We start from the raw sequence: 25,734 nt of genomic DNA on the forward strand, positions 1-25,734 counted from the left end.
CCCAAACGAGTGTGCCCCAGACATGACGCCGCCGAGAAAAGCACCCAGATCCCCAGCACACAAACCCGCATCCCCAGACCGTCGTAAAAAAAGACCGGCCCATGCCGCCCCAGGCATGAAACCCGGCGCAGACCCCAAGCTCAAGCCCATCTTCGCCCGCATCGGCGTTCCTGAGGCAAGACCCTTTGTGCCGGACCCTTTCCAGAAAAAAGCCATTGAAGCCGTAGGCCAGGGCGACTGCCTGGTCACTGCGGCCACAGGGTCCGGCAAAACCTATATCGCGGAACAGGCCATAGAAAAACTCTTCCTGGAAGGTAAAAGGGCCTGGTACGCCTCCCCACTCAAAGCCCTCACCAACGCCATTCACACGGCCTTTTCCCGAAAATTCGGGCCGGAGAATGTGGGCATTCTCACAGGCGACCGCAAGGAAAATCCGGATGCTCCGCTGATCATCGGCACCACGGAAATCCTCAGAAACCAGCTCTACGATGCCATGCATACAGGCGAGGACATCCGCTGTGACCTTGTGATTCTGGATGAGGCCCATTACCTCGGAGATCCGGAACGGGGCGTGGTCTGGGAAGAAACCATCATCTATATGCCCTCAAGGGTTCCCCTGCTCCTCCTTTCCGCCACCATCGGCAATGCCGAAGAGATTGCCGCCTGGCTGGAATCCATGCGTGGTCAGACCTGCACCCTGATCCGGGCCAACCGCAGGCCTGTCCCCCTGCATCCCCTGTTCTTCCATCCCAGCGGCACCCTTTTTCCCTTTCTTGCGGAATACGATGAAACCCGCCATGCGGGAAAAAAGGGACTGCACAAAAAGATCCTGCAATACCTCAGCACAGATCGCCCCCCCTTGCTGGCCCCTCCCCGAAGGCTTCCTAACATGGCAGACATTATGGCCGTGCTCCGGCACTACAACCTTCTGCCCGCCATTTTCTTTCTGAAGTCCAGGTCCGACTGCGACGCCGCCATCACCCTCTGCGACGAAGCAGGGCTTCTCAGCGACCCCGAACGGGCATGCGCCCTACGCACCCGCATGGACGAACTCACCCGCTTCTGGCCCCATGCGGCCCGCCATCCCCAGCGTATGTACATTGAAAAACGGGCCGTGGCCGCCCATCACTCCGGCCATCTTCCCGCCTGGAAGATGGTGGTGGAAACGCTGATGTCCGAAGGCCTGCTGGATGCGGTCTTTGCCACTTCCACCGTGGCCGCAGGGGTGAATTTTCCGGCGCGCACCGTGCTCATCGCCAATTCGGATCGCTTCAACGGATCAGAATTCACCCCCCTTTCCGCCACGGAATTCCATCAGATGACGGGAAGGGCCGGACGCAGGGGTAAAGACCGCATCGGATTCGCCGTGGCCCTTCCGGGAAAATTCATGGATCTGCGCCATTTCGGAAGGCTCATCACAGCCCCCCCCTCGGAGGTGGAAAGCCAGATCCGCATTGATTTTTCCATGGCCCTCAACCTTCTTTTGTCCCACACGCCGGATATGATCCGGGCCATCATGGAACGCAGTTTCGCCGCCTTCCGCATTGCCCACAGACTTACGGGAAAAAACTCCCAGAAAGCCAGCAAAGGTGCTGCTGAACTTCTTTTTGCAGACTTTCTGCGCCACCTTGCCTTTCTCAAGGAAAAGGCCTTTGTGGATTCCCAGGATCGCCTCACCGAAGATGGCATGTGGGCCGCCCAGCTGCGCATTGATCAGCCCATTCTTGTGGCCGAGGGCTTCCGGCGCAGGCTTTTTCCGGAAAATGACCCCGCCATTCTGGCCGCTCTCATGGCCTGCTTTGTCAATGAAAGGGAAGCAGATGACCAGGATATTCCCGAAGATCAGATCCCGGAAAAACTGCTTAAGGCCTTTTTGCACTTAAGAAAGCAGCTGGCTCCCTTTGCCAAGGAAATGATCGCCCAGGGTTTTCCCGTTTTCCCCCTCTATCTGACACCTGCGGTGACCGTATACCACTGGACTTCCGGAAGAAGTTGGGAGAATATCCATAAAAACAGCCCTCTGGCCGAAGGGGATCTGGTCCGGCTCCTTCTCCGCACGGCGGAAAACCTGAGGCATGTGGGCAATCTTGGCCAATTCTTTCCCAAGGCAGCCCGGTGCGCCATGGCCGCCACAGACCAGATTCTGCGGGAACCGGTTACGGATGCATATACGCTTTAGGTTTCAGGACTGATATGGCTTCCTTCTTTCTTTTTTCCAGAAGACTGACCATCCCCCTGATCCTTTGGATCTTTCTGCCCTTTCCGGTAATGGCCAATCTTCTGCCTTTTTTTGCAAAGGACCCTTACAAGGCGGAAATCCAGAGACGCATGCCTGCGGAAATCAAGGAAATCCTGGAAGCCGTTTCCGACACCTTCACCCTGAAGGAACGCCCGCCATCCACACCGGAAATGCTCCGACGCCGGGCCGAGAACGACGTTGCCGCCATGATCAAAGCCCTGCGCTCCGAAGGCTTTTATGAGGCCCGCATCGCCATAAGATCGGATCTTCAGGCCACTCCACCAAAAATCTTCTTTGACGTGGAAACAGGGCCTGCCTATGTCCTCAACGGCATACGGATCGAAGCCATGGATCCGGACTTTCCCGCACAGAACCTGCCCACAGCGGAAGAACTCAGGCTTTTTTCCGGAACCCGGGCGCGGGCCCCGGAAATTCTAAAGGCCCGTGAAAGGCTTAAGGATCTTCTGCGGGAAAAGGGTTTCCCCTCCCCTGAAGCGGATATCCGCGAAGCCGTGGTGGACCACAGCCAGCGCACCTTAAGCCTCCATTATACTTTCCGGGCGGAGCCCCAGGCCTTTTTCGGTTCGGTTTCCATTGAAGGCGAAAAACGGGTCAAACCCCGGTATGTGGAAAACCGCATTCCCTGGAAAAAAGGGGAGCTTTTTCAGGCCTCCCGCCTCAACCGCCTTCGCAGCCGCCTCATGCAGGACGGCCTTTTCGCCATTGTGGATATCCGCTATCCTCCCGAACCGGACGAAGATCTTTCCCTGCCCGTGCATATTCATCTGGTGGAACGCAGCCCGAGAACCCTGAAGGCCGGGGTTTTCTATGAAACGGACACGGGAACCGGTGCCCGCCTGGACTGGGAGCATCGCAACCTGAGGGGCATGGGGGAACGCCTTTCCCAGAGTCTCACTGTGGCAGAAAAACAAAAAAGGATGGCCTCCGAATACAGGATTCCGGATTTTCTCGACCCGCGCCAATCTCTGACCCTGTCCGGCTGGATGGGCAAAGAGGAATCCCAAGCCTATGAGAGCGAAGGCGGCGCACTGGGGGTCAAGCTTTTCCGCCAGCTCACGCCCCTGTGGTCTGCGGCTATTGGCAGTCATTACCGGATCAGCGATATCACCCAGGGCGACGATCGCCAGACCGTCGGCCTTCTCTCCTTTCCCCTGGAAATCACCTGGGAGGGGCGCGACAGCGTACTCAATCCTACCCAGGGCCTGCGCCTTCAGTGGAAGGCCGAACCCTTTTCCGACACCCTGGATATCAGCACCTGGTTCATACGGCTTGTGGGCGGCGCTTCCGCCCATGTCCCCCTTGTGGGAGAAGACCGCCTCGTTCTCTCCGCAAGGGGGCATGCGGGCTCCATTCTCGGAGAATCCAACCTGGGAGTGCCTGCGGATGAACGCTTTTACGCAGGCGGCGGCGGCTCCATCCGCGGCTATGCCTATCAGTCCATCGGTCCCCAGGAAAAGGGCAAGGTGGTGGGCGGGCGCAGTATCATTGAAACCGGCCTTGAACTCCGGTGGCGCATGCAGAACAATTTCGGCCTTGTGGCCTTTCTGGATGGGGGCCAGGTTTTCACCCAGTCCCAGCTCCAGCTTGAAGATGATTTTCACTGGGGCGCAGGCTTAGGACTGCGCTATTATACGGATTTCGCCCCCTTCCGTCTGGATGTGGGTTTTCCCCTGAATCCGAGGGATGAAGACGATCCCTTCCAGATCTACATCAGTATAGGTCAGGCCTTTTAGAAGGCCCGGATTTCAAGAAAGTTTTCATAAGGAACACCATGGTCATCCCTTCCGAACACAAGGCGCAAGATCCTGAATACACGCCTGGGGCTTCTTCACGCATGCTGCCCTTTGTGCTCTGGACCTTTCTCAGCCTCATTCTCATTGCCTCCCTCCTTCCCTTTTTCCTTTTCCGCACCGAGGCAGGCCACCGCACCCTGGAGCAGGCCCTCAATCACTTTCTCCAGAAAAAAGACGGCTCCGGAATAGAAATCAAGGGCCTGGGCGGAGCCCTGCCCTTTGAAATCCGCATCAAAGACCTGCAGGTTCTGGATCAGGAAGGTCCTTTTTTCCAGGGAAAGGATCTTTACCTTCGTTTTTCAGGTCAGGAGCTCTTTTCCGGCCGTGTGGGGATCCTGAAGGCCCACGCCCGAAGGCTTGCTTTGCACCGCATTCCCGCAGACGGGCAAAAAAAGCCCGCCCCTCCCCAGGAAGATGCGGGCTTTTCCCTGCCTGTCCTTCCGCCGTTTTTTGTCAGAAGCCTTGCCATTGAAGAAATCTTCCTTGCAGAGTCCCTGGTGGGGGAATCCATGCGCTTACGCCTTCAGGGCAGCGCCAGCGCCGACAGGGAAGGCCTTGGAGCCCGACTGGAAATCAAAGCCCTCCAGGGGCCTCCTCTGGACCTTCACCTGGAAGCCGACTTTTTCCCTGAAAGGGAAAATCTCCACCTTAAGGCCCGGTTTCAGGAGCCCAGCGGAAAACTCCTCGCCCTTGTGGGCCTTCCCGACCTTCCCGTCCATCTGACCCTGGATGGGGAGGGCACTCAGGAAAGCTTTGAGGGAAACCTCCTCATGGAGGTTGGTTCCGGAAACACCCTCTCCACCCACATAGGCCTGAGCCTCCAGGAAGAGGCCCGCATAGGTCTCAAAGGCTTTTTCCGGCTGGATCCCGAACGCCTGCCCGCCCCCCTTTCCTTTCTTGTGGAACAAGGCCGATTTGACGCCCTGCTGCTTCGGGAAAAAACAGGAAAAATCCATCTTTCAGACTTCAGGCTTCACAATGACACCCTGGGCCTGCAGGCCCAGGCGGAATTGAATCCCCAAAGCCTTGAGCTTGCAGCCGATCTGTCCCTGGATATGGAAAAACCCCAGAAGCTTGCCCAGTGGCTGGGCCTTGACCTTGGCCCGGCAATCCGGCTTTCCCTTGGGGCAGAAGGCCCTGTCACAGGCCCTGACACCCGCTTTCAGCTTTCCCTTCAGGATGCAAAGGCAGGGGGCTTCACCGTAAAAGCGCTGGATCTTGAAGGAAAGCTTGCCTTTGTTCCGGAAAAGGATGGACTTCCCGACCTGATCTGCACCGGACGCATCACAGCCCGCGCCCCATCCTTTCCGGACATTCCTTTGCCCCCAAGCCTTAAGGCCGACTTTGACCTCGCCTACGCCCTTTCCCGCCACCTTCTGCGCCTTGAATCCCTGAGCATTGCGGGAAAGGACCTCGACCTCAGGGCAGAGGGCAGCCTTTACGCCCTCACAGGGGAGGTGGACACAAAGCTTCGCCTGGCCCTCGGAGATCTCACGCCCTGGCTTGAACCCTGGGGTCTTGGAAGCATGGGCGGAAAAGGGCGGGTGCAAACCCATGCCCGGGGCAGCCTTTATCCCCTGAATCTTCACCTGGATCTCGATACCCGAATCCAGGATCCCAGCGGCCTGCCCGCTCCTCTGGATCTTTTAGGGGGCAGAGAGCTCAACCTGCGCAATGGTCTTTTCATCGGTCCGGATCCAAGGCAGGCAGAAAGCCTCACCCTTCTCCTCACCGATCTCACCCTCACGGGAGCCGCATTCCGGATTACAGGGGAAGGCGGTTTTTCCCTGATGGATCAGGATCTGCAGGCAGGTCTCCTTCTGCACCTCCCCCAGCTCCGGCTCATCCACGAGAGCCTGAAAGGCAGTGCGGACCTCCGCATGCGGGTTCAGGGCAGCCCAGAATCCATGCATCTCCACAGTATTCTTGAAAGTGAAGACCTGGGCCTCCGGGAAGAAGAAGCCATTTCCTTAAGGCTGTCCCTGGATGCGGAAAACCTTCCCGCAGGGCCAAGGGGCACCCTTTCCATCGACGTCGGCAGCGGCCCCCTGGCTCTGAATGGAAAAACCGATTTTCTTCTGGAAGAAAAGACGCTTTTTCTTCCACAAGGACAGTTTCTTTTTCCCGGCGGAGTTCTCACAAGCCAGGCCAGCCTGCGCCTGGACACCCTTGCGGTGCGGGCAGACCTGAAAGGCCATGTGCAGGACCCTGGCCCCCTGGCCCGGCTTGCGGACCTTGATATGCAGGGCAAAGGAGAATTCCGGCTCCGCATCTTCCCCGGAGAACAGGGCCTGGACGCAGGGCTGAATCTCACCCTCACCCCCTGGGCCATGGATGGCTTCAGCCTGGAAACCCTGAGTCTGGAAGGCGAAATCCGCAATCTCTCCCAAAATCCGGAGCTGGATATCACCCTTTCCCTCCAAAACCTTGCGGCCGGTGACATACACCTGGAGCAAAGCCAAAACCGCATACAGGGCTCTCCTGAGCGTCTTTTTCTGGAAAGCAGCCTCCAGGGTCAGGCCCTTGCACCCTTTGCCCTCCAGCTCCAGGCCCGGTATGAAGGCCACAGCCAGGGCCAGCATCTGGAGCTTGAAACCCTCAGGGGCCACTGGGATGAAAATCCCATCACCCTCATCCAGCCCTGGGCCCTCCGCCACGGAGACAAGAAGATCCACCTTCACCCCCTTCTCCTGGATTTTGCTTCCGCCCGCATCGGACTCAAGGGGTTTCTGGACCAGGAAAGGGTGGAGATGGACCTCTCCATCCAGGATTTTCCATTGACAAGTCTCCGCCTCCCTGTGCAGGGCCAGGCCGATGCCAATCTGACCTTGCAGGGCCCCCTGCACAGTCCCCAGGCCACGCTGCAGGTGAAAGCGCGGGATCTCTGCCCCCAGGGCCTGGACAACCGCAAACTCCCCATCATGGGCCTCCTGCTGGAAGCCGGGATTGACGCAGGCCTTTTCGACCTTCAAGCCAAAATCCATACCATGGACACAGGCGAAACCCTTCTCAAGGCAGAAGGACATCTGCCCTTAGACTTTTCCCTTCAGCCCTTCCTCCTTGCCCCGGACCGCACAGCAGCCATGGAAGTCCGCCTGGCGGGGCTTCTGGATCTCGCACGTCTCGGCCTTCTTTTCATGCCCGAAAGTCAGGTGATCAGGGGACTTGCCCACCTCGACCTTGCCCTTACCGGAAGTCTCGATGCACCCCAACCCTCCGGAACCCTTCACATCGAGCAAGGGGTCTACCAGCATCTGGGCCTGGGTCTCCATATCCAGGATATTGCCGCAGCCCTGGAGCTGCATCCGAAGGCCATCCACGTCCACAGCCTCAGCGCCAGCGACGGTGAAGGGGGGCTGATCCAGGGGCATGGAGAAATGAATCTTCTTGCGGAACAGAACTTCCCCTTCTCCCTTTTCCTGGATGCGGAACGCTTCAAAGCCCTGCACAACGATACCCTCATGGCCTCCATTGCCAAAGGCCGGGTCACCCTCAACGGATCCCTCCTCCGACAGCACATCGCAGGGGAGCTTCGCTTTGACCGTGTGGAGATTTTTCTCGGAGAATTCGGAGGCCCGGAAGTGGCCGAGCTTGCTGTTACGGAAATCCACGGTCCCAACGGCACACAAAACGGCAACGGCGTCCACAGGGAGGAGGGCAGCCTCACCCTGGATCTCGCCCTCTTCTTTCCCGCAAGGATTTTTGTCCGGGGCCGGGGTCTTGATTCCGAATGGGGGGGCAGGCTGAGCCTGGCCGGATACGCCACGGACCCTGTCATCCGCGGAGACATCAGCCTCATACGGGGCCGCATGGATTTTCTGGGAAAACGCCTTACCCTCAGCCAAGGCAACATCATGCTGGACGGCAGACAGCCTCCCAGCCCCTTTGTTTCCTTTGAAGCCCGGCAGGAAGGCAAAGAAGTGCTCTGTATCCTCAAGGTGGAAGGACAACCCCCGGACCTGGAGTTCACCCTTTCCTCGGAACCGGCCCTGCCCCAGGATGAAGTACTGGCCCAGATGCTCTTTGGCCGCTCCCTTGCCACCATCACCCCCATACAGGCCGCTCAGCTGGCCCTGGCTGCACGGGAGCTGGCGGGCAAGGGCGGAGGCCCCGGCGCTCTGGGCATGGCCCGCAACCTGCTCGGCCTGGATGATCTCAACATCGTATCCGACGGAGAAGCCAATGACGACATCCGCCTGCGTGCCGGAAAATACGTCCATGACCGGGTCTATCTGCGGATCGAAAAAGACCTCAAAACCAACGATGACCTGGTTTCTGCGGATGTGGAACTTTCCCGCCGCATCACCCTGGAAAGTAAAGTGGGCCCCAAGGGAGGCGGCATGGGTCTTTTCTGGAAAAGGGATTACTGATGTCTTTTTTTGAAGAGTCCACACACAACGAAAACCAAAAACCAGGCCAGAAAGCCTGATCATGCATCTTCAATCACCCAAGAGCCCGTAAGGAGACCTGACTTATGCTGCGTATGTTTTCTCTCATCTTTCTTCTGACCCTTTTTCTGACCCACCCAGCCCTGGCCGACACCCCTGAGGCCCAGAACCCAAAGCCCGTTAAAATCTCCATGAAAACGGATCTCGGCACCCTCATACTGGAGCTTTACCCGGATAAGGCCCCGGAAACCGTGAAGAATTTTCTCCGCTATGCCACTGCGGGCTTTTATGAGGGCACCCTCTTTCACCGGGTCATCCATGGCTTCATGGTGCAGGGCGGCGGCTTCACCGAAGACATGCAGCAAAAACCCACCCTGGACCCCATTCCCAATGAAGCGGCCAATGGCCTGAAAAACCTCAAAGGTACCATCGCCATGGCCCGCACCAATGATCCCCACTCCGCCACCAGCCAGTTTTTCATCAACACCGTGGACAATGCCTTTCTGGATTTCAAGGCCGCCACGCCCCAGGGTTTCGGGTACTGTGTTTTCGGTCAGGTGGTGGAAGGCATGGACGTGCTGAGCCAAATTGAGCGGGTGCCCACCACCTTCCGCAGAGGACACCAGAACGTGCCTAAGGATCCCGTCCGTATCCTCCAGGTGACCCAGATTCCCTGAAAACCCTTGTCTTCTAAGGATGTCCTTGATCTTATGCCCATCTTCATTTAGATAAGGACAGTTTTAAACCGGCCGTCCGCAAGGCCAGACGGCCAGATCCATGGCCATCCGGAAAGAAACCGTCGGCCCGAACCACCCTACAGGCTTAAAGAAAAGCGCACCCTTTACGGTGCGCTTCCCTTTTATGAACCAGAACAATCCCTATAAGGAGCTTTTCCCATGAGCGTGGATACCAAAAAGGTCATCTACACAATGATGCAGGTCAGCAAACGGCACGGCACCAAGACCGTGCTCAAGGATATCTCCCTTTCCTATTTCTACGGCGCCAAAATCGGCGTCCTGGGCTTAAACGGCTCCGGTAAAAGCTCCCTCCTGCGCATCCTTGCGGGAGAAGACAAAGAACATTCCGGAGAAACCATCCTTTCCGACGGCTACACCATCGGGTATCTGCCCCAGGAACCCCTGCTCGACGAAAACCGCACCGTACTGGAACTGGTGGAAGAAGGGGCGGGCAAGGTGGCGGCCCTGATGAAGGAATACAACGCCATCAACGAGAAATTTGCAGAGCCCATGGATGACGACGCCATGAACGCCCTCATTGAGCGTCAGGGCGAGGTTCAGGATCTCCTCGACCGCATGGACGGCTGGGACATCGACGCCCGCCTGGAAATGGCCATGGACGCCCTGCGCTGCCCGCCCGCAGACGCCAAGGTCTCCATCCTTTCCGGCGGGGAGCGCCGTCGGGTGGCCCTCTGCAAGCTGCTTTTACAGAAACCCGACATCCTGCTTCTCGACGAACCCACCAACCATCTGGACGCCGAATCCGTGGCCTGGCTGGAACAGCATCTCCAGCAGTATCCCGGTACCATCATCGCCGTCACCCATGACCGCTACTTCCTCGACAACGTGGCAGGCTGGATTCTGGAGCTGGACAGAGGCGAGGGCATTCCCTGGAAGGGCAACTATTCTTCCTGGCTGGAGCAGAAGCAAAAACGCCTGGCGGATGAGGAAAAACAGGAATCCCAACGCCAGAAGACCCTGGAGCGCGAACTGGAGTGGATCCGCATGAGTCCCAAGGGCCGCCATGCCAAGTCCAAGGCCCGCATCAACGCCTATGAGGAAATGCTCGGCCGCAGCAACGAACAGCTGGATCGGGATCTTCAGATCTTCATCCCCTCCGGCCCCCGTCTCGGCAATCTGGTCATCGAGGCCGAAGGCCTGTCCAAGGCCTTTGAGGACAAAGTCCTTGTGGACAGCATGAACTTTAAGCTCCAGCCGGGCAGCATCGTGGGCATCATCGGTCCCAACGGCGCGGGCAAGACCACCCTCTTCCGCATGATCTCAGGAGAGGAAAAGCCCGATAAAGGGGCCATCCGTGTGGGTGAGACGGTAAAACTCGGTTACGCGGATCAGCACAGAGGCTCCCTTGCCGCAGGAAAAAATATCTGGGAGGTGATCTCCGGCGGCCAGGATCTGGTCTCTGTGGGTGGCCGGGAAGTGAACTCCCGCGCCTATGTGGCCCGGTTCAACTTCTCGGGAGCGGATCAGCAGAAAAAGGTGGAAGTGCTTTCCGGCGGGGAGCGCAACCGGGTGCATCTGGCCCAGATGCTGAAGTCCGAAGCCAACGTCCTGCTCCTTGACGAACCCACCAACGACCTCGATGTCAACACCATCCGGGCCCTGGAAGAAGGCCTTGCCAACTTTGCGGGCTGCGCCCTCATCATCAGCCATGACCGCTGGTTTCTCGACCGGATCTGCACCCATATCCTCGCCTTTGAAGGGGACGCGGAAGTGGTCTTCTTTGACGGCAACTTCACGGAATACGAAGAGGACAAAAAACGCCGCCTTGGGGCCGATGCCCTCATCCCCAAGCGCATGAAGTACAGAAGACTGACCCGGCAGTAAGCCGGAACAGAAGCCTCTGGGGATATTCTTTCCCCCCTCTCTCTGGGCTTATCTTTACCCATAAGCCCGGAATTATGAAATCAGGGATACTAACATAGAGGAAATGGTGGGCAGCAGGCCTGTTTCCCCCCCTTGGGTGAGAATATTCTTTATGGAACTCTCACCCAAGGGGCAGGCACGAGGGCCTGCCCCTACAAAACAGAGGCTGCACAATTCATTCGCAGGTGCAGATTGTGTCTGCCCTACCAGCTCCTTTATGGCGTTGAGGCCGGTCGTTAGTATTGTCGTTAATGACCTTAAGGACTTTAAGATCATTAAGGAAAGTGAAAGAAAAAGAGCATTTGGACACCCTCAAAACTACATTTTTGCAACTCAACAGGCTTGATAAAAATTGTGGGTAAAGCCCAGCTCTGGGGCCGGGGGTGAGGGAAAAAAGGACGATGATTTCATGCTCACCCGCTACGCCTGCTACCTCACGGACGTGAAGTCGATATAAGGAGGGCTCATGGGAACGTCTCTGGATCGGTTGACCATCAAGGGCTTCAAATCCATCCGCGAACTCACAGCATTTGAGGTGAAGAGCCTCAATGTGGTTGTGGGAGCCAATGGGGCGGGGAAGAGCAATCTGATCTCTTTCTTCAGGATGCTCAGGGCCCTGATCGACGGCAACCTGAATCGCTATGTCCGGGATAACGGCGGGGCGGGGGATCTTTTGTTCAATGGAAGAAAATGCACAGAAAAGATGGAGTTTGAAACACGCTTCGGTACCCGTGGGTTTCGTTTTACGCTGGTACCAACGCCAAGCAATGCCTGCGCCATCGAGGACGAAGCGCGATATTATGAGCATGGCACCACCGGCTGGTGGCATCTGGGGGACAGCGAAGACGGGACGTCTAAAATGGTGGAGGAGATCAAGCTCCAAACAGCCGGGGCCAGATACAGCCAGCCTGTTTATGAAGCCATCGCTTCCTGGCAGATCTATCATTTCCATGACACAAGCGCCACCTCCGGAATGCGCAACTATGAGATCGTTCAGGATAACAAAGTGTTGAGGATGGATGCGGCCAATATAGGGCCGTTTCTCCTGAAGCTGAAGGAAAAGGGCCCCGGAGCCTACCAGGAGATCCTCAATGCCGTTCGTCTTGTCATTCCATTTTTGGACGACTTCATCCTGGAGCCCCGGAGTAGCGGGGCCAGGGAGGAGGTGAACATCAGCTGGATGCAAAAAGGCTCTGACTATCCCATGCAGCCCTATCATTTGTCCGACGGCTCGATTCGGTTCATCTGCCTGGCCACGGCCCTGCTTCAGCCGAATCCGCCTTCGACCATTATCATCGATGAACCGGAACTGGGCCTTCATCCTGCGGCAATCCCCATTCTGGCGGAGCTGATCCAGGTTGCCTCCCAAAGGACCCAGGTGATTGTCGCGACCCAGTCACCGGCGCTGATCGACCAGTTTGCCATTGAGGATGTGATTGTGGTGAGCCGTGAAGAGAATGCCTCCACCTTCAAACGGCTCAAGGAAGACGATTTTTCCGAATGGCTGAAGAATTATTCGGTGGGTGAGCTCTGGACGAAGAATGTGATCTCCGGGGGGCCGGTTTATGAGTGATTGCATCGAGGTGGTGGCCATTGTCGAAGGCAAGACAGAGCAAACATTCATCGAATCCCTGCTGAAACCTTATCTGGCACGGAAGATGATTTTCATGAGGGCGACCCAAGTGACAAAACCCGGCCAGAAAGGCGGGGATGTACGTTTTGAGCGGGTCAAACGAGATTTAGGGCTGCACCTGAAACAGCGGCGGGATACCTATGTCACGACCTTGGTCGACTATTACGGTACAAAGGAGTGGCCGGGGTTGGAGCTGGTACCTTCAGGCGCCACACCCTCTGAGATTGCTCGGGTCGTGAATGAAGCGACGAAAAAAGAGGTGGTTGCCAGTTTCCCGGAGCAACGGGCGGACAGACGATTCATCCCGTATATGGCCATTCATGAATTCGAGGCGCTTTTGTTCAGTAGCTCCGCTATTCTCGCAACCCGGCTTGGAAAAAAAGAATCCCATGTGAAGGCTGTACTGACTGCATGCGGTGAACCCGAGGCCATCAACAACCATCCTGAGACAGCACCATCCAAGCGACTTGATGCCTGGTCAAAAAATGGAAAATTTTCCAAGACCACCACAGGGATGGCCATTGCACGGGAGATCGGGATTGACCGGATGCGTGAGAAATGCCCGCTTTTCAATGGCTGGATTGAGAGCTTCGAAGCCATGATTGGAGAGCAGGCATGAAACTGAAGTTTAAAGCCCAGCCCTATCAGACCAATGCGGGAGAGGCCGGGGGCGAGGAATCCATTCAGGACACATTCAATGCCGGAAGCGGCCCAAGGCACACTTCGTCATTCCCTTGATGCCGGGGATGTGCTAAGGAGCTTTCCTTAGAATATGAGAAGCCGGAACCTTACGGAATTTTTCCTTGAGGTTCCGGCTTTTCTTGCTGCCCGGCCTGCGCCGGTTCTTATTGCTGTGCCTGAAAGGAAAAACTCCCGTGTCCGTTTTTTTCCCCTATGCGGCCCTGATCTCCGCCATGCTCCTCTGGTCCACCAGCTTCATTGCCCTGAAGCTGGCCTTTGCTACCTATGATCCCCTGGTGGTGATCTTTGCCCGCATGGCCATTGCCAGTATCTGCTTTCTTCCCTTTCTTCTGCCCCTGCTCTCCAAAGTCCGCTACCGCAGAGGCGATGGACAGCTTCTCGCCCTCATGGCCCTGTGCGAACCCTGCCTCTACTTTATCTTTGAAGCCAAGGCACTCACCCTCACCACGGCCTCCCAGGCGGGCATGATCACGGCGGTGCTGCCCCTTCTTGTGGCCATCAGCGCCATGGTTTTTCTGCACGAGCGGGTGACAGCACGCACCTTTGCGGGCTTTGGCATCGCCATGGCCGGGGCCCTCGGGCTTTCCCTCACGGGAACGGCCACGGAAAGTGCTCCCAATCCCCTTCTCGGCAATTTTTTTGAATTTCTGGCCATGGTCTGTGCTGCGGGCTATACCCTCTTGCTCAAGCACCTTTCCGAGCGTTACCCGGCCTTTCTCCTCACGGGTTTTCAGGCCTTCTGCGGCAGCCTTTTCTTCTTTCCCGTATTGCTCTTTCCGGGAACAGGGCTTCCGACACACCTTGAAACCCTCCCGGCCCTTTCCGTTCTCTATCTCGGCGCCTGCATCACCTTAGGTGCCTATGGTCTCTACAATTATGGCGTCAGCCGCATTCCGGCCAGTCAGGCCTCGGCCTATGTCAACCTCATTCCCGTATTCACCGTATTCTTCGGCTGGCTGATCCTGGGCGAGCGTTTCACCGCCCTCCAGTATGGCTGCGCCGCCCTCGTGCTTTCCGGTGTCGCCTTGAGCCAGAACCGCCTTCCGGAACCCCCTGCGCCGCCCCTTGCCGCGGCCCACCCCAGTTCAGGAATATCCCCATCATGAGTACTCCCAGCAGCAAAATTACCCAGGAAGTCGCCAAACGCAGGACCTTTGGCATCATCAGCCATCCGGACGCAGGGAAAACCACCCTCACGGAAAAGCTGCTCCTCTTTGGTGGCGCGATCCAGACCGCAGGTGCCGTCAAGGCCAAAAAGGCCCAGCGCCACGCCACCTCGGACTGGATGGCCATTGAACAGGAACGCGGCATCTCCGTGACCACTTCGGTGATGAAATTCAACTACCGGGACTATGAGGTGAACCTTCTGGACACCCCCGGTCACCAGGACTTTTCCGAAGACACCTACCGGGTGCTCACTGCCGTGGATTCGGCCCTCATGGTCATCGACTCGGCCAAGGGCGTGGAAACCCAGACGGAAAAACTCATGGGCGTCTGCCGTATGCGGAACACGCCCATCATCACCTTCATCAACAAGCTGGACAGAGAAGGCATGTTCCCCCTCGATATTCTTTCGGACATCGAGGACAAACTCCAGATCGAGTGCATTCCCATGTCCTGGCCCATCGGCATGGGAAAGCGGTTCCGGGGGGTGTACAATCTCTACAAAAAAGAGATCTCCCTCTTCAACCCCAGCCGGGAAAGCAAGCCCAGGGATGTGATCACCATCAGGGATCTTTCCGATCCCCTTCTGGATGAAATCTTAGGCTCCCAGGCCGATGAACTGCGCGAGGACATTGCGCTTCTCGAAGGTGCCGCCAGCCCCTTTGAAATGCGCCACTTCCTTTCCGGCTCCCAGACTCCGGTTTTTTTCGGTTCGGCCATCAACAATTTCGGCGTGCGGGAACTTCTCGATGCCTTTGTGGAAATGGCCCCCTGCCCTTCCCCCAGAGCCGCAGCCACCCGCCTGGTCAGTCCCGAGGAAGAGGCCTTTTCCGGCTTTGCCTTTAAAATCCAGGCCAACATGGATCCCGCCCACAGGGACCGCATCGCCTTTGTACGGATCTGTTCCGGAAAATTCACCCGGGGCATGAAGGTCATGCACCACCGTCTGGGAAAGGAGATGATCATCAGCAACGCCACCATCTTCATGGCCCAGGACCGCAGCAACGTGGACGAGGCCTGGCCCGGCGACATCATCGGCGTACACAACCACGGCACCGTGAAGATCGGAGACACCTTCACCGCGAAAGAACCCCTGAAGTTCACGGGGATTCCCAATTTCGCACCGGAAATCTTCCGCAGGGTCATCCTGAAAAATCCCCTCAAGCTCAAGCAACTTCAGAAAGGTCTCACCCAGCTGGCCGAAGAAGGGGCCGTCCAGTTTTTCCGGCCCATCACCGTGCCGGACTATATCCTCGGTGCCGTGGGCGCCCTCCAGTTTGACGTGACCATGCACCGCCTCAAGGCGGAGTACGGCGTGGACGCCATCTACGAGAATGTCAATTTCGGCGTGGCCCGCTGGATACGCTGTGAAGATCCCAAAATCTATGGAGAATTTGAGAAAAAACACGGCCATAACCTGGCACGGGATGCCGAAGGCCATCTCACCTTCCTCACCACCACGGAATGGCAGCTGGGCTTTGTGGAAGAACAATGGCCGGGGATTGCCTTCCTCAAGACACGGGAGACGGACTGAGTACACTTTGAAGGCAGTCCGGAGGGAAAGGATTCAAGGGCCTTTAAGCGACCCAAAGACTCTCGCCTGAAAGGCGTTGAGTAATCCAGATCATCGCGGGGAGAACCATGAAGAAAAAAATCCTCTATGCCGAGGCCAACTGCGCGGCCAGTGTGGAAAAAAACGGCTGTTTTACGGACAAGACCGCCCATATTGAAAAGCTTGAGCCCGTGAACAATCCCGTATCCTCATCCGGCCCTTCTCCTTGCCATCCCAGCCCATAAAATGGTAGAAGACGGCGGGCTCTACAGCCAGCCCCGGCCCTTATCCGCCTGGGCTTCCTGCCGGGAAACGTTCCTGATGTTTTAAGGAGACGTTTCCCTGTTTTTTCCCCATCTTCCGCAGAAGGAGAGCCTTCTTCTCCTTGCTGCATTCCGGGAGGTAGCCCCATCATGCATGTCAATTACCGGGAAATCCCGTACAATTACACCTCCGCCGACGACCGCCAGGTGATCTGCCAGATCCTTGGAAACGATATCTGGCAGGTGCTGGAAAATCTCAGGTCCCAGCGTGTCACAGGCCGCTCCGCCCGCCTGCTCATGCGCTTTGCCGGTGATCTTTTTATTCTGAGGCGCAATCCCTTTGTGTATGAGGATCTCATCACCTCCCGCCACAGACGCAATGAATTCTTCGCCAACGCGGGTAAAGATCTCAAAGCTGTGGCCGAAGCTGCCCTCAATTCCGATGTGCAGATTGTTCTGGACCGTTGCCACACAAGGCTTGCTGAGCTTCAGACGGAAATCCGGGAAATCAGAACCCTGCGCAACAAGGTGAAAAAACGTCTGTCGGCCATTGTGGGAGATAAAAACATCTCCTTTGATCCCTTCAGCATCAACAGCCACGCCACGGACGCCACGGACTGGCGGCTCTGCCTGCCCTTTGCCGTGGTGCGTCCTTCCAGGGAAGAGCAGGTCCCCAGAATCCTTGCCGCCATTGGGGAACTTGGCATGCACGCCATCCCCAGGGGAGCAGGCACGGGGCTGACCGGCGGAGCCGTGCCCGTACGGGATCGCTGTATCATGGTCAATACGGAAAAACTCAACCACATTCATGGCATTGAGGAGCAATCCTTCACCGGGGATGACGGCAGGGAAAAAACCATGCCCGTCCTCCGCCTGGAAGCTGGGGTAGTGACAGAAGCCGCCATGAAAGCGGCGGAAGCCCGGCACCTGGTCTTTGCCACAGACCCCACCTCCGCCTGGGCCTGCACCATCGGCGGCAACATCGCGGAAAACGCAGGGGGCAAGACCGCCGTTCTCTGGGGTACGGCCATCGACAACCTCATTGCCTTCAAGATCGCCATGCCCGACGGCCGTTTTCTGGAAGTGCGGCGCACCAATCATCCCATGCGCAAAATCCAGCCTTCGGATACGGTCATCTATGTCCTCAAGAATCTGAATACCCTGGAAACCGAGGAAATCCGTATCAGCGGCAGAGAAATCCGCAAGCCCGGCCTCTGGAAGGACATCACCAACAAAACCCTGGCCGGCGTTCCGGGCATCCAGAAGGAAGGCTGCGACGGGGTCATCACCTCTGCGGAATTCATCCTGTATGAAGCTTACCCGGAAAAAGCCACCTGCTGTCTGGAGTTTTTCGGCAAAGACATGGAGGAAGCCAGCCGGGTTATCGTGGCCCTGTCCGAAACCTTTGAGAACAGGGGCGAGGAAGCCCTTATGGCCTTGGAGCACTTTGATGACGAATACATCAAGGCCATCGGCTACAAAGTGAAAGCGGCCCGCAGCGAAATCCCCAAAGCCGTGCTTCTCGTGGACATGGTGGCCTACACGGCCGAACAGCTGGAGCGGGGAAAAGAAAATCTCGCCCGCCTGCTGGAGCCTTACCCCAACACGGAAATCTTCTTTGCCAAAGACAAGGCGGAGTCCACGCGCTTCTGGCAGGATCGCAAGCGTTTCGGTGCCATTGCCGCACGCACCAATGCCTTCAAGCTCAACGAGGACATTGTCCTGCCCCTGCACCAACTGGCCGCCTTCGCCCGTTTTGCCGAAGATTACAATGCAGAAGAAAATCGCTACAACCAGCGGGCCGCTGTGGAAGCCATCCGATCCTACCTCAAAACCGCCCAACCTGCGGACGCAGAAGATGCGGGCTGGGTCAAGGGCAAGGCCCTGACCGCAGATCCACTCTGCGAAGATACCATCCTGGCCCTCTCCTCAGCCACCCACGAGGAGCTGGCCGCAGAAAGCCTGCTCCGGGAGTTCACGGAAGACATTCTGGAGCTGTTCCAGGGTTACAGGAAAATCTCTGCGGAAATCGCAGACCTCATCAAGGCCGTCCGCTCCCGGCAAATCATCCTTGCCACCCACATGCACGCCGGAGACGGCAATATCCATGTGAACATTCCCGTATTTTCCAACGATCTTGAGATGATGGCCAGGGCCAACAAGACAGCCGATGATGTGATGGCCAAGGCCGTGGCCTTAGGCGGGGTGGTCTCCGGAGAGCATGGCATCGGCATCACCAAGATGAAGTATTTTGACAAAGAGCAGATCCTCGCCCTGACCCAGTATCGCAAAAAGATAGACCCCGGTAACGTGATGAACCCCGGCAAACTGGAAGACCCCAATGTTCCGGAAAAGGTTTTCACCCCCTCTTTCAATCTTTTAAGCATTGAAGCCAAGATCCTCCAGCACGGTTCCCTCAAGACCCTCTCGGACAAGATCGCCAAATGCGTTCGCTGCGGCAAATGCAAGGCGGACTGCTGCACCTTTTACCCCCAGCAGAATCTCTTCTACCACCCGAGAAACAAGAATCTTGCCGTGGCGGCCCTCATTGAAGCCATCCTCTATGATGCCCAGCGCACCCACACGGGCCGTTTCCGGGCCCTGAAGCATCTGGAGGAAATCGCAGACCACTGCACCATCTGCCACAAATGCAAGATTCCCTGTCCGGTGGACATCGACACCGCCGAAGTCTCCATCCTGGAGCGGGAGATCCTTGCAACCCTTAAATTCAAGAAAAAGGCCCTCCCCACCCGCATGGTGCTGGGCTACCTCAAAAGCAATGCCCCTCTTTATAATACCCTTTTCCGCAAGGGGGTGCTGCGCTATGGGGGCGAAGCCCAGAGGCTGGGAGCCAGAGTCCTGACCCGCATCCGGAAAAAAAGCCCCTTGCGTGTGGGTAAGTTTGCCTGTTCGCCCCTGAACAAGACCTGGATCAAAGATCTCAAGCCCATCCAGCTTCTGGATGCACCCATGCCCTCCCTTCCCAAAGACACCTTAAGGGACAGTCTTCCCGCCTGCGGTCCCAATCAGGTATTGGTCATGGAACCACCGGGAGAGGCCCGCAACACGGTCTTTTACTTTCCGGGCTGCGGATCTGAGCGGCTGCACAGTGTCATCAGCAAGGCGGGTATCTACATCCTGCTCAAGGCGGGTGTCCGGGTGGTGCTGCCTCCGCCCTTTCTCTGCTGCAGCTTTCCCGCCAAGGTGAATGCGGAAACCCTGCAACGGGATCACCTGAACCTGCGCAACACCATTCTTTTCAATCAGACCCGTGAGATGCTCCGCTACCTCACCTTTGATGCCTGTGTGGTCACCTGTGGCACCTGCAAGGAAGCCCTGGAAGAGCTGGGGACGGCCCATATCTTCGACTGCCCGGTCATGGACGCCTCCGGCTTTATCATGGAAAAGGGTCTTGAAATTCCCAGCGTGGCAGAGGAAAAACTCTACCATGCACCCTGCCACGATTCCCTGGAAGGCAATGCCCTGCGCCTTTTCAGAGAAGCCACGGGAGAGGCGCTCAAAAACACCGCCCACTGCTGCTCCGAGGCAGGCACCATGTCTTTGAGCCGCACGGACATCACCAACCGCATGCGCATCCGCAAACACGCCACCCTGAAACGGGCCACAGAAGGCATGGACAAGGGGGCATCCCCTGTGTTACTCACAAACTGTCCTTCATGTATTCAGGGCTTAGGTCGCAACATGGACCTGGGCGTTACCCCACGGCATCTCACCGAAGAGATTGCCCTGCGCATTGGCGGCACGCAGTGGGAAAAGGAGCTGAAACGCCTTCTCGCCAATACCGATGCCGTCAACATTTAAATGCTGAAGGATCCCTTTTCTGACGGAAAGGGGATGTTTTTCCGGGAGACGAGAACAAAGCCTGGTCCCCCTTTCCGGGACCAGGCTTTGCCATATCAGGATATTCCGATCTTCCCCGCTCCGGGTAAGATCCCCCAACCTAAGGCCTCCTGCCCTGCACCCATTCCCTAAGGAGGAAAAATGTCACGTCCCTCCCTGCGCCTCAGAATGCTGTGGATCCTTCCCCTTTTTTTTCTTTTCTCCGGCTGTGAACAGCTGGATTTTCTCCTCGGAGAACCGCCCTATAAGTACAGCTTTTCTTATTTTGCCCCCCTGGAAGACCGTACCTATGTGCGGGCTGAAATCACCCTCGGTTTTGCCACCCAGGAGGGCGTTCTGGAGGCCACGCGCAAACACGACCGCATGCATTATGCCCTGGATCTCATTGTCCGTCCCTATACGGGCAGACAGATGCTGGACAAGGGAAAGCGCATGCGCAAAATCCTCAAGCGCGTAACAGAAAACATCCTCGAAACCCCCGTCAGACGCATCACCCTCACCCAGTACGAGGTGGTGTTCAGGGAAGGAGACGCACCCAGCGCAGAAGAAATGGAAAAGATCCAGCGCAGCCTTCCCCGCACCTTCCATCGCGAATAAAATTCCCCCCGGCTGGCGGATCTTCCTGCTGGCCGGGTTTTCCTCCTTCTTTCCCCGCAGAGTGGCAAGAAACGGTCTGGCAAACTATTTCTTGACAAAAATTTTAGTCAAACCTAAAAAGATTCCGACCTAAAGACTCTTTAGCCAGGGAATCTTCATGCGCCTTGCCAATAAATACCGCCTCATCACCGCCATTCATATCTTCCTGCCCTTTCTCGCCGCAGGTTTCAGTTCGGCCCAGTCCGGGCTCTTCCAGCACAAAGAGTTTCAGGATGTATTGGGCATTGCCGCCATCACAGGCCTGTTCATGGTCTTTCTGAGTCCGCATCTCCCCGGTCTTTCCTGGCTCATCACAAGCCCCCTCCGCCGCATCATGGCTTTCTGCAAAGACATCCAGGACGCAAAGGATCCTTACTTTCATCTCCCGCCCGAGCATGGGGAAGAAAACGAACTCCTCACCCTGATGCGCCACATGAACTGGATGGCCCGCAAAATCCGCATCCGCGAGGCGGAGCTGGCAAGCCGGGTTGCCGAACGCACCCAGGCCCTGGAAATTGCCTACCATCAGCTTGAAAAGGCGCGGGATGCTGCGGAGGCCGCCAGTCGGGCCAAAGACAGCTTCCTTGCCACCATGAGCCATGAGATCCGCACCCCCCTTAACGCCATTTCCGGCATGTGCGCCGTGCTGCTCAGCTCTTCCCTCAGCGCCTCCCAGTCCGAACAACTCCGGGTCATCCAGACCGCCAGCCAGGCCCTTCTCGACCAGATGAACGCCACCCTGGATTTTTCCCGTATCCACGCGGGTCAACTTCCCCTGAACCCCGCTCCCTTCCGGGTACGGGAAATGGTTGAGGAAGTATCGGCCATCTTTGCTGCGGAGGCCGGAAAAAAAGGCCTTGAGCTCATTGCGGATGTGGCTTCCGAAGTTCCCGTCAGCGTTTCAGGGGATGGACAGCGTCTCCGCCAGGTACTCATCAACCTCATGGGCAATGCCCTGAAATTCACAGAGTCCGGAGAAATCTGCCTCAGCGTGAACGCCAGAGAGGAAAGGCTTACCTTCCGGATTGAGGACACGGGCATCGGCATTCCGGAAAAAGCCCAGGTCAGTATTTTCCTGCCCTTTACCCAGGCCGACGGCTCCATCACCCGCCAGTACGGAGGCGCGGGCCTGGGCCTTGCCATCTGCAAAGGCATTGTGGAACAGATGGGAGGCCGCATCCGCCTTGAAAGTGAAGAAGGCCGGGGCAGCGCCTTTTCCTTCTCCCTGCCCCTGCCCGCCCTGCCCCAATGCGAAAATCGCCCGCAGATCCCGGAGAACCTGAAGCGCCTGCACTGCCTTGTGGTGGAGGACCACCCCATCACAAGGCGGGTTCTCGGCCGCTATCTCAGTGATTTCGGATTTTCCGCAGACTTTGCCCACACCGGATCCGACCTGCGCAAGGCCCTGGATCATGGCCCCATACCGGATCTCATTCTCCTTGACAGCCACCTCAAAGACGCAGACGGCAAGGACAGAGACGGGCTGGCCCTGTGCCGGGAGCTTGCGGAAAAACCCGACCTCCCCCCCGTCATTCTCATGGGCGGATGGCCGGGAGAGGAAGGTCTTGCCCTGGCCACACCAGGATGCCTTGCCTTCCTCGCCAAACCCTTAAGGCCTTCCACCCTCTTTGACACCATCATGGAGATCTTTGGCTCTGACATCCGCATCCGCCCCTGCGCGCCCCCTCCTTTTGCACCCAATCTCAAAGGGCTGAAGGTTCTTCTGGTGGAAGACAACAGTGTGAACCGCCTGGTGGCCGAAGAACTGCTGTTGCCCGCAGGCATTCAGATAAAAAGTGCTGTCAGTGGCAAGGAGGCCCTGACCCTGCTCCGGCGGGAGGCTGTGGATGTGGTACTCATGGATGTGCGCATGCAGGGCATGGATGGCCGGGAAACCACCCGGAAGATCCGCAGCATTTCCGGCCTCGAAAGCCTGCCCATCATCGCCCTTACGGCGGACGCAGGGCCCGCGGAGGAAGCCCTCTCCCTGAAGGCGGGTATGGACGCCCATCTTACCAAACCCCTCCAGGGAGAAGCCCTTTTTGCCATACTGGAAAGGTTCCGGCCCCAAGGAGCCCCTTTTTCCGAAACTCCCCCGACGCCTCCCCCCTCCCTTGATACCCGCAAGACCATAGGCCGATTCCTTGGCAATGAAAGTCTTTATCAAAGGGTATTGGAAGAATTTGCCCGAAACCAGGCGGATTTTCCCGGACAGATTCTCAAGGCTCTGGAAAAAGGGGACAAGGCCCGCGCCCGTCTTCTTGCCCACACCCTCAAGGGCACGGCCGCCAATATCGGCGCCCAGGCCCTTTCCCTTTACGCCGCAGAACTGGAAAGCCGCATCCTTCAAAACCAGGGGCCAAGCAACATACACATGGCCCTGGACTCTGCCCGCCAGGCGCTGGAAGAGGTACTGGCCCAGATCCGGAAATCCCAGCCCCCGGAGGCCAGCCTCCGCCCAGGCCATGCCTTGTCTTCTGATCTTTTTGCCTCTGCGCTCTCGGAGCTTGATGCCCTTTTTGCAGGCAACCGCATGAACGCCAAGGCCAAAACCGCAGAACTGGAAAGCAGTTTTGCCGCCTGCAACCGGGTCCGGGAATTCCGTCGCCTCATGGATGCGGCGGAGCGTTACGACTTTCAGAACGCCAGAAAAATTCTTGCCCAAATCCGCGCCGATCTTCTGGGCGGTCTGGATTCCACCCCCGAGGGAGCCCTTACATGAATGCAGATTCTCTCCAACCCGCAACCCTGCTCATTGTGGATGACACCCCTGCCAACATTGACATCCTCGGCAACCTCCTCATGGACAGCTACGCCATTCAGGTGGCCACCAGCGGAGCCCAGGCCCTGGAGATTATCCGCAACTCAGAAACCCGGCCCGATCTCATCCTTCTTGATGTCATGATGCCCGGCATGGACGGCTTTTCCGTGTGCAGGGAACTGAAGGCCGATGAAGAAACCCGCCGCATTCCCGTAATTTTTGTCACCGCCAAAACCGATACCGCAGATGAGGCCGAAGGGCTGGCCTTAGGGGCTGTGGATTACATCCGCAAACCCATCGCCCCGGCCATCACCCGCAGGCGGGTGGACAACCATGTGGCCCTGAAACGCTACCAGGACCACATCATTGCCCGCCACCGGGCCCGGTGTCAGACCATGGCGGAAGCCCTCAAAACGGAAAGCGAAAACCGCCTGCGCCAGGAAAGCTATTTCCGTCAGCTTTTCGCCCATGCACCCCAGGCCATCTTTCTCGTCAACCCCGAAGGCCGGGTCATGGAAGCCAATCCCGGCGTGGAGCGCATTCTGGGCTATGCTGCAAAAAGCCTTGCGGGAAAATCCCTTTCTGAGCTGGAAACGGAAGAAAGCCCGGAAAACCGGGATCTTCTCTCCCGCATCCTGAAAGGGGAAACCGTTCACTGCGAGACCTGCACCCGCCACGCAAAGGGCCATCCCGTGCCCGTTTCCCTTGTGGGCTATCCCGTTGAGAGTACGTCGGAAAACTCGGACATCTTTCTTGTGCTGGAAGATATTTCCAGAAGAAAACGACTGGAGGCGGATCTCCGCCATCAGGCCTCCCATGATGCCCTCACGGGTCTTGCCAACAGAAACCTTTTTGCAAGCCGTCTCAACACCCTTCTTGAAGATCCGCAGCGCAGGATAAAAAGCGCCGTCCTTTTTGTGGACCTTGACCGCTTCAAGGCCGTGAACGACACCCTGGGGCATTCCGCAGGGGACCATCTGCTCTGCGAGATGGCCCGACGCTTCCGGGATCATGTGCGGCCCTGGGATCTTGTGGCCCGCATGGGCGGGGATGAGTTCGCCCTTCTTGTGGAATCCGTCCATCATCTTCAGGAAGTGCAGGATATCACCCGTCGCATCCTGGATGCCGCAGCCAGGCCCTTTGAGGTGGAAGGCAGGAGCGTGCACATCGGAGCCAGCATCGGCATTGTCCATCCCTTGTGCGGATGTGAGGACGCGGAATCCGTCATGCGGGATGCAGACCTTGCCATGTACAGGGCCAAGGCCGCAGGCAAGGGACGCTTTGAGGTCTTTCACAAGGAATTTCACAAGAGTGCCGTCAGCGCCATGGAAATGGAAAGTGCCCTCCGTAAAGGGCTTCATGAAAGGGCCTTTCCCGTCTGGTTCCAGCCCATTGTGGATCTGAATACGGGAAACACTGCGGGCTATGAAGCCCTGGTACGCTGGCGACAGCCCGATGGCTCCATGGTTTCTCCCGCAGACTTCATTCCCCTTGCCGAAGAAACGGGGCTTATTGTTCCCCTGGGCCAGCAGGTTCTGGAAAAAGCCCTGAAAACCGCCGCCGCCTGGCCCTCTGAGGATAAACAACCCTACCTTGCGGTGAACGTCTCCGCCCGGCAGTTTGAGGAAGCCGATTTTGCAAAGGTTGTGGAGAGTTGCCTGAAAAAAAGTGGTTTTGATGCAAAAAGACTCCACATCGAAATCACAGAAAGCCTCCTCTTCTCCCAGTCGGAAACAGCCATGACCACCCTGGATCGATTGCGCGGACTGGGCGTTTCCATTGTCATCGACGATTTTGGCACAGGGTATGCCAACCTCGCCTGGCTCCGGAAATTTTCCGTGCAGCAGATCAAGATTGATCGCAGCTTTGTGGCGGGCCTTCCCCACAGACCTGAATGCATGGAGATTGTCCGCAGCGTGATGGAACTTTCCTTCCGCATGGGCTTTTCTGTGGTGGCCGAAGGCATTGAAACCCAAGGTCAGAAGGAAATTCTCAAAAGTTTCACCTGCCCCCTGGGCCAGGGCTTTCTCTTTTCCCGCCCCCTGCCCGCAGAAACCCTTTTTACGAAAACCTGAAGACTTAAAAGCCTCACCCAGCAAA

Annotated in this window: 15 protein-coding genes; all 15 read left to right on the forward strand. The window is 57.3% G+C overall.

The features are described from left to right. Positions 1–22: 22 nt before the first annotated feature. The 15 genes from RBR60_RS07350 to RBR60_RS07420 all read left to right on the forward strand — a co-directional run bounded on the left by RBR60_RS07350 (position 23) and on the right by RBR60_RS07420 (position 25,709). Entirely contained in the window at positions 23–2,179 is a 2,157-nt protein-coding gene (locus RBR60_RS07350) for a DEAD/DEAH box helicase (RefSeq protein WP_320355254.1), read from the forward strand. 14 nt (positions 2,180–2,193) lie between these two features. Then, positions 2,194–3,993 carry an autotransporter assembly complex family protein gene (locus tag RBR60_RS07355; protein ID WP_320355256.1) on the forward strand — a complete coding sequence of 600 codons (1,800 nt, stop codon included), beginning with the start codon at positions 2,194–2,196 and terminating at the stop codon, positions 3,991–3,993. Positions 3,994–4,031: 38 nt separating this feature from the next. Then, positions 4,032–8,423, forward strand: a complete 4,392-nt coding sequence (locus RBR60_RS07360; protein WP_320355258.1) for a translocation/assembly module TamB domain-containing protein — start codon at positions 4,032–4,034, stop codon at positions 8,421–8,423. A gap of 104 nt (positions 8,424–8,527) precedes the next feature. Continuing rightward, complete coding sequence (locus RBR60_RS07365) at positions 8,528–9,118, forward strand: peptidylprolyl isomerase (protein ID WP_320355261.1); 591 nt, start codon at positions 8,528–8,530, stop codon at positions 9,116–9,118. 219 nt (positions 9,119–9,337) lie between these two features. Continuing rightward, positions 9,338–11,023: an energy-dependent translational throttle protein EttA gene (gene ettA / locus RBR60_RS07370; RefSeq protein ID WP_320355263.1), complete on the forward strand. Its 1,686-nt coding sequence runs from the start codon at positions 9,338–9,340 to the stop codon at positions 11,021–11,023. A 505-nt stretch (positions 11,024–11,528) separates the two neighbouring features. Further along, complete coding sequence (locus RBR60_RS07375; protein WP_320355265.1) at positions 11,529–12,635, forward strand: AAA family ATPase; 1,107 nt, start codon at positions 11,529–11,531, stop codon at positions 12,633–12,635. After that, positions 12,628–13,314: a DUF4276 family protein gene (locus RBR60_RS07380; RefSeq protein ID WP_320355267.1), complete on the forward strand. Its 687-nt coding sequence runs from the start codon at positions 12,628–12,630 to the stop codon at positions 13,312–13,314. Before RBR60_RS07375 ends, RBR60_RS07380 begins: the two co-directional genes overlap by 8 nt. After that, complete coding sequence (locus RBR60_RS07385) at positions 13,311–13,433, forward strand: hypothetical protein (protein ID WP_320355269.1); 123 nt, start codon at positions 13,311–13,313, stop codon at positions 13,431–13,433. The genes RBR60_RS07380 and RBR60_RS07385 overlap by 4 nt, the downstream gene beginning before the upstream one ends. Before the next feature lie 137 nt (positions 13,434–13,570). Beyond that, the gene (locus tag RBR60_RS07390) at positions 13,571–14,503 is read left to right on the forward strand and encodes a DMT family transporter (RefSeq protein WP_320355271.1); all 933 of its coding nucleotides are present in this window, start codon (positions 13,571–13,573) and stop codon (positions 14,501–14,503) included. Further along, complete coding sequence (locus tag RBR60_RS07395) at positions 14,500–16,095, forward strand: peptide chain release factor 3 (RefSeq protein ID WP_320355272.1); 1,596 nt, start codon at positions 14,500–14,502, stop codon at positions 16,093–16,095. Before RBR60_RS07390 ends, RBR60_RS07395 begins: the two co-directional genes overlap by 4 nt. Positions 16,096–16,202: 107 nt before the next feature. Next, entirely contained in the window at positions 16,203–16,358 is a 156-nt protein-coding gene (locus RBR60_RS07400) for a hypothetical protein (protein WP_320355274.1), read from the forward strand. A gap of 168 nt (positions 16,359–16,526) precedes the next feature. Then, positions 16,527–20,198 carry a DUF3683 domain-containing protein gene (locus RBR60_RS07405; protein ID WP_320355276.1) on the forward strand — a complete coding sequence of 1,224 codons (3,672 nt, stop codon included), beginning with the start codon at positions 16,527–16,529 and terminating at the stop codon, positions 20,196–20,198. A gap of 180 nt (positions 20,199–20,378) precedes the next feature. Beyond that, complete coding sequence (locus RBR60_RS07410) at positions 20,379–20,834, forward strand: hypothetical protein (RefSeq protein ID WP_320355278.1); 456 nt, start codon at positions 20,379–20,381, stop codon at positions 20,832–20,834. 157 nt (positions 20,835–20,991) lie between these two features. Next, complete coding sequence (locus tag RBR60_RS07415) at positions 20,992–23,595, forward strand: hybrid sensor histidine kinase/response regulator (RefSeq protein ID WP_320355279.1); 2,604 nt, start codon at positions 20,992–20,994, stop codon at positions 23,593–23,595. Continuing rightward, the gene (locus tag RBR60_RS07420; protein WP_320355282.1) at positions 23,592–25,709 is read left to right on the forward strand and encodes an EAL domain-containing protein; all 2,118 of its coding nucleotides are present in this window, start codon (positions 23,592–23,594) and stop codon (positions 25,707–25,709) included. Before RBR60_RS07415 ends, RBR60_RS07420 begins: the two co-directional genes overlap by 4 nt. Positions 25,710–25,734: the final 25 nt, after the last annotated feature.

It is taken from the genome of Desulfobotulus sp., assembly GCF_034006065.1.
In the GTDB taxonomy this organism is placed as follows: domain Bacteria; phylum Desulfobacterota; class Desulfobacteria; order Desulfobacterales; family ASO4-4; genus Desulfobotulus.